Here is a 12,194-nt window from a genome sequence, read left to right on the forward strand (position 1 = left end):
AGGGACGTGCTGTGGCTCTCAGGTACCGCACCCCCTACGGGCCCGTACTACTCGAGTCTGACGTGAAGACGGCTCTGCGGTCTGACGACCGCAGTGGCGCCCGTCACTACTGTCGTGGATGTGACTGTGATCGCGACCGAAAGCCTGAGCAAGCGGTTCCCCCGGGTGACCGCGCTCGACCGGCTCTCCGTGGACGTCGGACCCGGTGTGACCGGACTCGTCGGTGCCAACGGCGCCGGCAAGTCCACTCTGATCAAGATCCTTCTGGGTCTGTCTCCCGCCACCGAGGGCCGGGCCGAAGTGCTCGGACTCGATGTCGCCACGAAGGGCGCCGAGATCCGCGAGCGGGTCGGCTACATGCCGGAACACGACTGCCTGCCACCCGACGTCTCGGCCACCGAGTTCGTCGTCCACATGGCACGGATGTCCGGCCTGCCGCCCACCGCCGCCCGCGAGCGCACGGCCGACACCCTGCGCCACGTCGGCCTGTACGAGGAGCGCTACCGCCCCATCGGCGGCTACTCGACGGGCATGAAGCAGCGTGTGAAGCTCGCTCAGGCCCTCGTTCACGACCCCCAGCTGGTCTTCCTCGACGAGCCGACCAACGGCCTCGACCCGGTCGGCCGCGACGAGATGCTCGGCCTCATCCGCCGCATCCACACGGACTTCGGCATCTCCGTCCTGGTCACCTCCCACCTGCTGGGCGAGCTGGAACGCACCTGCGACCACGTCGTCGTCGTGGACGGCGGCAAGCTGCTGCGCTCCAGCTCCACCACGGACTTCACCCAGACCACCACGACCCTCGCGATCGAGGTCACCGACACCGACGAGCACCCCGACGGCACCCGGGCGGTGCGTGACGCGCTCGACGCGCGCGGGGTGAGCGTCCAGGACGGCAGCGGCCTGCCCGGCGCCGGCCACGTCCTGCTGCTCACGGCGGCGGGCGAGGAGACCTACGACCTGGTCCGGGACGTCATAGCCGACCTCGGTCTCGGCCTGGTCCGCATGGAGCAGCGCCGGCACCACATCTCGGAGGTCTTCACCGACAGCGACGCAGAACGGAAGGAGGCGGTCGGCCATGGCAGCTGAACAGCCCACAGCCACGGTGCCGGGTGACCAGACCCGCATCCACAACATCGGCTACCGCAGCTACGACGGCCCCCGCCTCGGCCGCGCCTACGCCCGCCGCTCGCTGTACTCGCAGTCCCTGCGCGGCGCCTACGGCCTCGGCCGCTCGGCCAAGTCCAAGGTGCTGCCGATGCTGCTGTTCGTGGTGATGTGCCTCCCGGCGGCCATCATGGTCGCCGTCGCGGTAGCCACCAAGGCCAACGACCTGCCCGTGGACTACACGCGTTACGCGATCATCCTGCAGGCCGTCATCAGCCTCTACGTCGCGGCCCAGGCCCCGCAGTCCGTCTCGCGCGACCTGCGCTTCAAGACCGTGCCGCTGTACTTCTCCCGGCCGATCGAGACCTCCGACTACGTCCGTGCCAAGTACGCGTCGCTGGCCTCCGCCCTCTTCATCCTCACCGCCGCACCACTGCTGGTGCTCTACGTGGGCGCGCTGCTCGCCAAACTCGACTTCGCGGACCAGACCGAGGGGTTCGCACAGGGACTGGTCTCCGTGGCACTGCTCTCCCTGCTCTTCGCCGGACTCGGCCTGGTCGTCGCCTCGGTCACCCCGCGCCGCGGCTTCGGCATCGCGGCCGTCATCGCCGTCCTGACCATCACCTACGGCGCGGTCTCCACGCTCCAGGCCATCGCGGACGTCCAGGGCAGCTCCGGAGCCGTCGCCTGGATAGGCCTGTTCTCGCCGATCACCCTCATCGACGGAGTGCAGTCCGCCTTCCTGGGCGCCAACTCGGCCTCCCCCGGCGGGGTCGGCCCGAGCAACGGTGAGGGCGCCGTCTACGTCCTCGTCACCCTCGGCCTGATCGCCGGCGCCTACGGCCTGCTGATGCGCCGCTACAAGAAGGTGGGACTGTGACCACGCTGAACATCGACCACGTCTCCCGCTGGTTCGGCAACGTGGTCGCCGTCAACGACATCACCATGACGATCGGCCCCGGCGTCACCGGCCTGCTCGGCCCCAACGGCGCGGGAAAGTCCACCCTCATCAACATGATGGGCGGCTTCCTCGCCCCCTCCACCGGCAGCGTCACCCTCGACGGCCGGCCGGTCTGGCGCAACGAGGACATCTACCGGCACATCGGCATCGTCCCCGAGCGGGAGGCGATGTACGACTTCCTCACCGGCCGCGAGTTCGTCCTCGCCAACGCCGAGCTGCACGGCCTGGGCGCCAAGGCGGCCGACGAGGCGCTCGCCACCGTGGAGATGGCCTACGCGCAGGACCGGAAGATCGCCACCTACTCCAAGGGCATGCGCCAGCGCGTGAAGATGGCCTCCGCCCTCGTCCACCAGCCGTCGCTGCTCCTGCTCGACGAGCCGTTCAACGGCATGGACCCGCGCCAGCGCATGCAGCTGATGGACCTGCTGCGGCGCATGGGCGACGAGGGCCGCACCGTGCTGTTCTCCTCGCACATCCTGGAAGAGGTCGAACAGCTCGCCTGGCACATCGAGGTCATCGTCGCCGGCCGCCACGCGGCCAGCGGCGACTTCCGCAAGATCCGCCGCCTGATGACCGACCGGCCGCACCGCTACCTGGTGCGTTCCAGCGACGACCGGGCCCTCGCGGCAGCACTGATCGCCGATCCGTCGACGTCCGGCATCGAGGTCGACCTCGCCGAGGGCGCCCTGCGCATCCAGGCCGTCGACTTCGGCCGGTTCACGGCCCTGCTGCCGAAGGTCGCCCGCGACCACGGCATCCGACTCCTCACGGTCTCGCCCTCCGACGAGTCCCTCGAGTCAGTCTTCTCGTATCTCGTCGCGGCGTAGGAGGCCGAAGAATGTACGACCCCACAGTCGCCCGGCTCACCTACCGGGCCCTGCTCGGCCGCCGCCGAGCCCTCATCCTCGGCGCGCTCCCGCTGCTGCTGCTCGTCATCGCCGTCGCCGTGCGCGCGCTCGCCGGAGCCGACGACCAGACCGCGGCGGACGTGCTGGGCGGATTCGCCCTCGCCACCATGGTGCCGATCATCGGCGTCATCGCCGGTACCGGTGCCATCGGCCCCGAGATCGACGACGGCTCGGTGGTGTACCTGCTGTCGAAGCCGATCAAACGGCCGACGATCATCTTCACCAAGCTGATCGTCGCGATAGCCGTGACGATGGTCTTCTCCGCCGTGCCCACCCTCCTCGCCGGTCTGATCCTCAACGGCAACGGCCAGCAGGTCGCCGTCGCCTACACGATCGCCGCGCTGGTCGCCTCGATCGCCTACGCCGCACTGTTCCTGCTGCTGGGCACGGTGTCCCGGCACGCGGTGGTCTTCGGGCTCGTCTACGCCCTGGTCTGGGAGGCCCTGTTCGGTTCCCTGGTGCCGGGCGCCCGCACGCTGAGCGTCCAGCAGTGGTCGCTCGCGGTGGCCCAGAAGGTCGCCGACGGGAACCTGGTGACGTCCGACGTAGGCCTGCCGACCGCGACGGTGCTGCTCGCCGGGGTGACGGTGCTCGCCACCTGGTACGCCGGCCAGAAGCTGCGGTCGCTGACACTCGCCGGAGAGGAGTGAGCGCGCGGCTGGACCCCGGGCGGACAGTCCGTACGGGGACGCGGTGGCCCGCGAGCCGTCGGTAACACCGTGTACGTCCGATTTAATCGGTGGCGCCCGGCTCTCCGTGGCGGCACTGTGGAGCATGCACGAGGCCGGACGGCGTCGGCGCAACGGAAGGCCGCTTCGAGCACGCGGGATGCCCCGCGTGGGCCGACCGACGGGGACGCCGGCGCCGTCCGGACCGTGCGCGGGGCCGCCTCGGAGAGTCCCTCCGGGCCGGGATCAGGCCGACAGACGCTCCAGTACCACCGCGATGCCGTCCTCGTCGTTGGAGGAGGTCACCTCGTCGGCCACCGCCTTCAGCTCCTCGTGGGCGTTGGCCATCGCCACGCCCCGGGCCGCCCAGCCGAACATCGGGACGTCGTTGGGCATGTCGCCGAACGCGATGGTGTCCGCGGCCTTCAGACCGAGCCGGCGTGCCGCCAGCGAGAGGCCGGTCGCCTTGGACAGACCGAGGGGGAGCAGTTCGACGACGCCCGCGCCTGCCATGGTCACCGTGACGAAGCCACCGGCGGCGTGCCGGGCCACCTCCGCCAGCTCGTCGTCCGACAGGGTCGGATGCTGGATGTAGATCTTGTTCAACGGCGCCGACCACAGGTCCGAGGCGTCGGTGAACGGCAGCGCGGGAAGATTGCCGCCGACCTCGTAGCCAGGGCCGACCAGTACGTCGCCGTCCAGGCCGTCCCGGCTCGCCGCCAGGTACAGCGGACCGGTCTCCGCCTCGATCTTGGCCAGGGCCACCCCGGCCAGCTGCCGGTCCAGGGTGACGGAGGTCAGCAGCCGGTGTTCGCCGGCGTGGTACACCTGCGCGCCCTGACCGCAGACGGCCAGCCCCTCGTAGCCGAGGTCGTCCAGGATGTGCCGGGTCCACGGCACCGCCCGCCCGGTGACCACGATGTGGGCCGCGCCCGCCGCGGTGGCCGCGGCGAGCGCGTCACGGGTGCGCTGCGAGACGGTGTCGTCGCCGCGCAGCAGCGTGCCGTCGAGGTCGGTCGCGATCAGCCGGTACGGGAAACCCCCGGCGGGAGCGGTGCCGGGGACCGGGGCGGTGCCGGTGTCAGTCACTTGGCCACCGGCTCCAGGACCTCCCGGCCGCCCAGGTACGGGCGCAGCACCTCGGGCACGCGGACCGAACCGTCGGCCTGCTGGTGGTTCTCCAGGATCGCCACGATCGTGCGCGGAACGGCGCACAGCGTGCCGTTGAGCGTGGCCAGCGGGCGCACCTTCTTGCCCTCGCGGACGCGGATCGACAGCCGGCGGGACTGGAACTCGGTGCAGTCCGAGGTCGAGGTCAGCTCGCGGTACTTGCCCTGGGTCGGGATCCACGCCTCGCAGTCGTACTTGCGCGCGGCCGAGGAGCCCAGGTCGGCCGAGGCCACGTCGATCACCCGGAACGGCAGTTCCAGCGACGTCAGCCACTGCTTCTCCCACTCCAGCAGGCGCTGGTGCTCGGCCTGCGAGTCCTCGGGGAGGACGTAGGAGAACATCTCGACCTTGTCGAACTGGTGCACGCGGAAGATGCCCCGGGTGTCCTTGCCGTGCGAACCCGCCTCTCGGCGGAAGCAGGGCGAGAAACCGGCGTAGCGCAGCGGCAGGCGGTCGGCGTCCAGGATCTCGTCCATGTGGTACGCGGCGAGCGGCACCTCGGACGTGCCGACCAGGTACAGGTCGTCCTTGTCGAGGTGGTAGACGTCCTGGGCGGCCTGGCCGAGGAAGCCGGTGCCGGCCATCGACTGCGGGCGCACCAGCGCCGGGGTCAGCATCGGGGTGAAGCCGGCCGCCGTGGCCTGCGCGATCGCCGCGTTGACCAGGGCGAGCTCCAGGAGGGCGCCCACGCCGGTCAGGAAGTAGAAGCGCGAGCCGGAGACCTTGGCGCCGCGCTCCACGTCGATGGCGCCGAGCAGCTGGCCCAGCTCCAGGTGGTCCCTGGGCTCGAAGCCCTCGGCGGCGAAGTCGCGGTGTGTGCCGTGCGTCTCGAGCGTGACGAAGTCCTCCTCGCCGCCGACGGGCACGTCGGGGTGGACGAGGTTGCCGAGCCGCTGGAGCAGCTCCTGGGTCTCGGCGTCGGCCGCGTCGCGTTCGGCGTCTGCGGCCCTGACGTCCGTCTTGAGCTGCTCGGCCCGCTTGAGCAGATCGGCCTTCTCGTCTCCGGTGGCTTTGCCGATCAGCTTGCCGAGGCCCTTCTGCTCGGCGCGCAGCTCGTCGAAGCGGACGCCGGACGACCTGCGCCGTTCGTCGGCGGACAGGAGGGAGTCGACGAGCGCGACGTCCTCTCCTCGGGCGCGCTGCGACGCGCGCGCACGGTCGGGGTCCTCACGGAGCAGGCGAAGGTCAATCACGCGGTCAAGGCTACCGGTGCGCGGTGTCGGGTCTCGACCCACTATTGCCCGACGCGGGACTCAAACCTCGTTCGACCGGTCAACGAAGCGTTGAGGTGTCCCTGGAACGGGGCCCTGTACAGGCGGGGGGTTGACCGGATTTCCTTGTGGAGAACGGGACTTGGGGAGGGTCTGTCCACAGGGATCCACAGTCGGGAAAAGTTATCCACAGGGTGTGCGAAAGATCTGTGGACTCACGGAGGTGATCATTCCAAATCCCGGAGGACGGGTCGGTCAAACCCTCCACGCCCCCACTTTCGAGTGGAAACGGGGCACTCGGTGTCACTCCGGAGGATGGGGTGCAAGAAACAGGTGGACGAAGGGTGACCTGTGCCTCTGTGGGTGAATCGGAGGACCGTAGGGGGATATGTCGACTGAATGCCACTTCGTTGTCGACTTGTCCCCAGGTCGAGAAGCGGACCTGTGGATAACTTCTGTGGACAACGAAAATCAGCAGATAGACCCGGTGGTCAGAACCGGCCGTCCTGGCAGCGCGCCACCCAGTCCGCCGCCGCCACGAAGGCCTCGTCCGAGGTGCCCGGCCGCAGCGCGTCCACGTCCGCCGGTGCGATCTCCGCGCGCGGGTACGACCCGAGGTAGCGCACCTGGAGACAGGTCCGCTTCAGGCCCATCAATGCGTCGGCCACCCGGCGGTCGGAGATGTGCCCCTCGGCGTCGATGCAGAAGCAGTAGTTGCCGATGCCGGCACCGGTGGGCCGGGACTGCAGCAGCATCAGGTTGATGCCCCGGGTGGCGAACTCGCCCAGCAGGTCGCGCAGGCCACCGGGGTGGTCGTCCCGCTGCCAGAGCACGACGGAGGTCTTGTCCGCGCCGGTCGGAGCGGCGGGCCGGGCCGGGCGGCCCACCAGTACGAAGCGCGTCTGGGCGTTCTCCGCGTCGTGGATGTCTGCCTCCAGCACCTCCAGACCGTAGCGCTCCGCGGCGAACTCACCGGCGAAGGCCGCGTCGTACCGCCCCTCCTGCACCAGGCGGGCGCCGTCCGCGTTCGAGGCGGCCGATTCCCAGGCGACGTCCGGGAGGTGTGCCTTGAGCCAGTTGCGGACCTGGGGCTGGGCGGCCGGGTGAGCGGTGACCGTCTTGACGTCCGACAGCTTGGTGCCGGGCCGGACCAGCAGCGCGAAGGTGATGGACAGCAGCACCTCGCGGTAGATCATCAGCGGCTGGCCGGCGACCAGCTCGTCCAGGGTGGTGGTGATGCCGCCCTCGACGGAGTTCTCGATCGGCACGAACGCGGCCTCGGCCTCGCCGGTGCGCACCGCGTCGAGCGCGGACTGGACGGAGACGTACGGGACCAGTTCGCGGGTCGCCGTCTCCGGGAGGGTGCGCAGAGCGACTTCGGTGAAGGTGCCTTCAGGGCCGAGATACGCGTAACTGGCTGGCATGTCCTCACCCTAATGGGCTCGGGGGTACCCGGCTCACGCGTCTCGCACAGGCCCCTCGCCGGGGTGACGCGCCGCCGGTTTCACCCTTCCAGCAGCCGCTGCCCCACGTACTCTCCCTCCGGCGCCCCGCCCGGCACCGCGAACAGGCCGCTCGCCTCGTGCCGGACGAACTGCGAGAGCGCGTCACCGCGGTCCAGCTTGCGCTGCACGGGCACGAAGCCGCGCAGCGGGTCGGCCTGCCAGCAGATGAAGAGCAGGCCCGCGTCCGGGACACCGTCGGCGTCGAAGCCGTCGTGGTACGAGAAGGGGCGGCGGACCATGGCCGCGCCGCCGTTCTGGTCGGGTCGGGTGATCCGGGCGTGGGCGTTGATCGGGACGACGAGTTCTCCGGACGCGTCCGTCTTCTCCAGGTCCATCTCCGTCGTCTCGGTGGCGTCGCTCCCCCCGGACAACGGCGCACCGTCGGACTTGCGGCGCCCGATGACGTCCTCCTGGGCCTTGAGCGACAGCTTCTCCCAGTCGTCGAGGAGCATGCGGATGCGACGTACGACGACGTAGGAGCCGTTCGCCATCCAGGCAGGCCCGCCCTTCCGGGACTCGGGCTCCTCGGGGACGAAGATCCGCCTGTCGAAGTCGGCCTCGGCGGGCTTCGGATTGCGGGTGCCGTCGACCTGGCCCATGAGATTGCGGGCCGTCATGGGGTGGGCGGTGGCCCCCGGCGACCGGTTGAAGCCGTTCATCTGCCAGCGGACACGGGCGGCCGATCCGGCGTCCTGCTGGATGGCGCGCAGGGCGTGGAAGGCCACCAGGGCGTCGTCGGCGCCGATCTGCACCCACAGGTCGCCGTTGCTGCGCTTCTTGTCGAGGTGGTCGGAGGAGAAGTCGGGGAGCGGGTCGAGCGCGACCGGGCGCTGCTTCTCCAGCCCGGTCCGGCCGAAGAAGCTGTGCCCGAAGCCGAAGGTGACGGTCAGCGAGGAGGGCCCGGCGTCCCGGGCCACGTCCGTGTCACGGGTGGTGGCCGGCTCGCCGGCCATCAGCCGCCGGGCCGTGTCGGACCAGCGGCGCAGCAGCGCGGATGCCTCCTTGCGGCCTGAGCCGGCCGCGAGGTCGAAGGCGACGAGGTGACCGCGAGCCTGCATGGGCGTGGTGATGCCGGGCTGATGTTTCCCGTGAAACATCGCCCGCCCGCTGCCGAGCGAGGTGAGGGGCGTGGCGGCGGAGGAGGGGGTGGCCGCGTAGCCCGCGGCGGCGCCCGCCCCGCCGAGGACGAGCCCCGTGGCACCGGCGGTGCCGAGCAGCCGCCGGCGCGAGATGCCCTCCGGGGCAGTGGCGTGACCGGAGTTCTCCGGGTTCTCGGAGGCAAGCGGTCCCGGCCCGCCGGGCGCCTTGCGGGGCGCCTCGGCGTTGCGGGCCTGCGGGGCGGACTGGTCAGCCATGGTGCGGTTCAGCCGATCTGCGCGTTCTTGGAGAGGGTGACCTGGTCGATGTCGGAGGTCCGTACGGTGACGGCGACTTCCCAGTCTCCGGCCATCGGGATCTGTACTTGGCTCGCCGACCAGTGGCCGGTGGTGATGTGGTCGGGGTCGACGGGCAGGGGCCCGATGTCCTTGGCCTTCTGGGTGAGGGCCACCTTCACCTCGGGGACGTCGAAGGCGGTCCCGTCCGGGCGCTCTACGTAGAGGTGCATGTCGTTGGCGCCGACCCGGGCGGGGTCGAGCTCGACCCGCACGATGCCCTTGCCGTTCTGGCCGCCGGTGTCGAAGGGCATGTCCAGTGTCACCGCGCCGGTCGAGGGGGCGGCGGTGGCGGCGGAGGCCGTTCCGGCGGCCTTGGCCTCCTCCTCGGTCCGGCCCGGTTCGGTCTGGGTCAGGAAGGTGGTGACGGCGAGCAGGGCGACCGCGACGCCCGCCTCGGCGAGCACGGAGCGGCGCAGTCCGAAGCGGAACGGGTCGGCGTCCCGTTGCCGTTTCTGCCGGGCGGCGTCCACGGCCGCGCGCTGCCGGGCGAGCTGGGCGGCGCGCTGGGAGCCGCCGGAGCCCTTCCCCGAGCCGGACGCCGTCTTGGCGGCCTTGGTCTTCTCCGCGGTTCCGGTCTTCTCCGCGGCTTCGGTCTTCTCCGCGGCTTCGGTCTTCCCCGCGGTATCGATCGTCTCCCCGGCTTCGGCCTTCTCCGCCGCTTCGGTCTTCCCCGCGGCTTTCACCTTGTCGTTCCCACGGCCGCCCGAAGCGGTCGCGCGTTCCTTCTCCCGCCGCCCGGTGACGGCGGGCAGCGCCTCCGCGAGCTGTGCCGTCCAGCGCCGGGAGAAGTAGGCGATGCCGACGAGCACCGCCACGAGCCCGATCTTGAGGAGCAGCAACTGTCCGTACCGGGTGTCGGTGAAGGCCGTCCAGGAGCCGAGCTGTCGCCAGGACTGGTAGGTGCCGGTCGCCACCAGCGCGACCACGCTGCCGAAGGCGATGCGTGAGAACCGGCGTACGGCGAGGGCGGGCACCGGTGTGTCCGCAGGGCCCCGGTACAGGGCGACGAGCAGCGCGGTGAGTCCGCCGAGCCAGGTGGCGACGGCGATGAGGTGGACGACGTCGACCGGCATGGCAAGGCCCGCCTGGAGGCCGACGGAGGCGTGCTCGGACATGGCCCAGGTCGCCGCGAGGCCCGCCGCCACGACACTGCCGCCGACCGCGAGCCCGAAGGTGAGGTCCCGCCTCTCCTCGTCCTCCCTCTTGTCGTACGCGCCGAACAGTACGGCGATGAACAGGGCGGCCGCCGCGAGCAGCAGCAGCCGGGAGATCAGCGCGGCGCCGGCCTTGGTCTGGAGCACCTCGCCGAGCAGGCTCAGGTCGAAGATGTCGGCGACCTTGCCGGAGCCGGTGTAGGAGCCGCGCAGCAGGAGGAGCAGGAGGGTGGCGGCGGTCAGTGCGAGCCAGCCGGAGACGACGAACCGCTGCAGGACGCGCACCCCGGAACCGCGCGGCCAGCAGGCGAGCACGAAGGCGGCACCGCCCACCAGGACGGCGAAGGCGGCGTACGACACGTACCGCCCGACGCCGTACAGCCCGCCGACGAATCCGCCGCCCACCGTCTGTCCCGAGACGGAGACCGAGGTCTCGGAGGGGGCGCCGACGGAGAAGGTGTAGGCGCCGGCGACCGGGTGGCTGTCGGCCGAGACGACCTGGTAGGTCACCGTGTAGGTGCCGTCGGGGAGCCCGGCGTGCAGTTTCACGGAGTACGTCGTGCCACCGGTGCCGGACGGCCTGCCGTCGTCGACGCGCTTGCCCTTGGGGTCCAGGACGCGCAGCGAGTCGTCGTCCATGGAGACCGACTCGGAGAAGGTGAGCGACACCTGGGCCGGGGCCTTGTCGACCACCACCCCCTGCCCGGGGTCGCTGCCGGTCAGCGCGGCGTGCGCGGAGGCCGGTCCGGCGCCGGCCAGCAGCGCGCACGCCGCGGCCAGGAGCAGCAGCACCAGGGTCCGGAAGCGCGGGGCGATGGTCTGCGTCAAGGTGGTCCCTCCCTCAGTGTCCGGAGTCTTCGGTGTGCCCGGAGTGTCCGGTGGTGGGCTGGTAGGTGGCCGCCTTCACGGGCAGCTCGACCGTGACGGGGCCGGAGTGGGCGAAGTGCAGTTCGACGGCGACGGACTGCCCCTGCTTCGGCTGTCGCTTCAGCTTCTCGAACATCAGGTGGTTTCCGCCGCTCTTGAACACGAGTTGACCGTGGGCGGGGACCTTGAGGCGGTCGGCCTCCTTCATGGTCCCGTCGACGGTCTCGTGCACGGTGACCTCGCCGGCCTCGCTGGTGACGGAGGTCAGTTCGTCCGCGGTGCCGCCCGTGTTGGTGATCGTGAGGAAGCCGGCCGCCATCGAGTCGGAGACGGGCTGCGGTATGTAGGCGGCGTCGACGGAGAGTTCGGCGCCGGAGGCCGGGGATCCGGAGTCCGAGCCGCCGCAGCCCGCGAGGGTCAGGGCGCCGGCCGCCGTGACGGCGGCGAGGACGGAGCGCCGCCTCACGGGTTCTCCCCCTTGATGAGCTTGGGGAGGTCCTTGGTGTAGTCGTCGACCGTGGCGTCCTCGCCGTAGAGGACGTACCCCGCGTCGGACTTCGGGGAGAAGGCGACGACCTGGGTGCCGTGGGTCGAGACGATCTTGCCGTCCTTGTCCTTGGCCGGCGGGTCGATCGAGATGCCGAGGGTGCGGGCGCCCGCCTGGATGGTGTCGAAGTCGCCGGTCAGACCGACGATCTGCGGGTCGATGCCCTTGAGCCACTTGCCGAGCGCCGCCGGGGTGTCCCGCTCGGGGTCGGTGCTCACGAACACGACGCGGAGCTTGTCCTGCTCCGCCTGGGGCAGCTGCTTCTTGGCCACGGCCACGTTGTTCATGGTCAGCGGGCAGACGTCGGGGCAGTGGGTGTAGCCGAAGTAGATCAGGGTGGGCTTGCCGGCGGTCTGCGCGCGCAGGTCGTACTTCTCGCCGCGGGTGTCGGTGAGGACCAGGTCGGGCTTCTCGAAGGGCTTGTCGAGGACGGTGGCGGCCTGCCGGCTGTTGTCCTCGGAGACCATGGTCACGGGCTTGTCGCTGTCGGCGCCGCTGCCGCAGGCGGACAGCGTCAGAGTGGCGGCGGCGAGCAGGGCGGCCATGGCGAACGTCTTGTTGCGCATAGAAGAATGTCCCAGATGTGAAGTGCTCCGGTGCGCGCCGGGGCCCGCCGGACGGACCGACGGACGGGTGTCCGGCGCGCACCGGACGAGAGGA

Annotated in this window: 11 protein-coding genes; 4 read left to right on the top strand and 7 right to left on the bottom strand. The window is 70.8% G+C overall.

Going from position 1 to position 12,194, the window contains the following annotated elements:
* Positions 1–126 precede the first annotated feature (126 nt).
* The 4 genes from ACIQFU_RS35590 to ACIQFU_RS35605 are packed head-to-tail and all read left to right on the top strand — an operon-like array spanning position 127 to position 3,626.
* Positions 127–1,089 (top strand): ABC transporter ATP-binding protein, encoded by a 963-nt coding sequence (locus ACIQFU_RS35590; protein ID WP_402557231.1) that lies wholly within the window; start codon positions 127–129, stop codon positions 1,087–1,089.
* Entirely contained in the window at positions 1,079–1,987 is a 909-nt protein-coding gene (locus ACIQFU_RS35595) for an ABC transporter permease (protein WP_402557232.1), read from the top strand. Before ACIQFU_RS35590 ends, ACIQFU_RS35595 begins: the two co-directional genes overlap by 11 nt.
* Positions 1,984–2,895: an ABC transporter ATP-binding protein gene (locus ACIQFU_RS35600; protein WP_402557234.1), complete on the top strand. Its 912-nt coding sequence runs from the start codon at positions 1,984–1,986 to the stop codon at positions 2,893–2,895. Before ACIQFU_RS35595 ends, ACIQFU_RS35600 begins: the two co-directional genes overlap by 4 nt.
* A gap of 11 nt (positions 2,896–2,906) precedes the next feature.
* The gene (locus ACIQFU_RS35605) at positions 2,907–3,626 is read left to right on the top strand and encodes an ABC transporter permease subunit (protein WP_055422078.1); all 720 of its coding nucleotides are present in this window, start codon (positions 2,907–2,909) and stop codon (positions 3,624–3,626) included.
* Positions 3,627–3,890: 264 nt separating this feature from the next.
* Here ACIQFU_RS35605 and ACIQFU_RS35610 read toward each other — a convergent pair whose 3' ends face one another.
* The 7 genes from ACIQFU_RS35610 to ACIQFU_RS35640 all read right to left on the bottom strand — a co-directional run bounded on the left by ACIQFU_RS35610 (position 3,891) and on the right by ACIQFU_RS35640 (position 12,100).
* Entirely contained in the window at positions 3,891–4,733 is an 843-nt protein-coding gene (locus ACIQFU_RS35610; protein WP_402557235.1) for an HAD family hydrolase, read from the bottom strand.
* Complete coding sequence (gene serS / locus ACIQFU_RS35615; protein ID WP_402557237.1) at positions 4,730–6,007, bottom strand: serine--tRNA ligase; 1,278 nt, start codon at positions 6,005–6,007, stop codon at positions 4,730–4,732. The genes ACIQFU_RS35610 and serS overlap by 4 nt, the downstream gene beginning before the upstream one ends.
* A gap of 509 nt (positions 6,008–6,516) precedes the next feature.
* Positions 6,517–7,449 (bottom strand): prephenate dehydratase, encoded by a 933-nt coding sequence (gene pheA / locus ACIQFU_RS35620; RefSeq protein ID WP_402557238.1) that lies wholly within the window; start codon positions 7,447–7,449, stop codon positions 6,517–6,519.
* 80 nt (positions 7,450–7,529) lie between these two features.
* Complete coding sequence (efeB, locus tag ACIQFU_RS35625) at positions 7,530–8,885, bottom strand: iron uptake transporter deferrochelatase/peroxidase subunit (RefSeq protein ID WP_402557239.1); 1,356 nt, start codon at positions 8,883–8,885, stop codon at positions 7,530–7,532.
* A gap of 8 nt (positions 8,886–8,893) precedes the next feature.
* Positions 8,894–10,948: a copper resistance CopC/CopD family protein gene (locus tag ACIQFU_RS35630; RefSeq protein WP_402557241.1), complete on the bottom strand. Its 2,055-nt coding sequence runs from the start codon at positions 10,946–10,948 to the stop codon at positions 8,894–8,896.
* A 13-nt stretch (positions 10,949–10,961) separates the two neighbouring features.
* Positions 10,962–11,453 (bottom strand): copper chaperone PCu(A)C, encoded by a 492-nt coding sequence (locus ACIQFU_RS35635; RefSeq protein WP_402557243.1) that lies wholly within the window; start codon positions 11,451–11,453, stop codon positions 10,962–10,964.
* Positions 11,450–12,100: an SCO family protein gene (locus ACIQFU_RS35640; RefSeq protein WP_402557245.1), complete on the bottom strand. Its 651-nt coding sequence runs from the start codon at positions 12,098–12,100 to the stop codon at positions 11,450–11,452. Before ACIQFU_RS35640 ends, ACIQFU_RS35635 begins: the two co-directional genes overlap by 4 nt.
* Positions 12,101–12,194 lie beyond the last annotated feature (94 nt).

It is taken from the genome of Streptomyces sp. NPDC093065 (assembly GCF_044754585.1).
GTDB lineage: Bacteria > Actinomycetota > Actinomycetes > Streptomycetales > Streptomycetaceae > Streptomyces.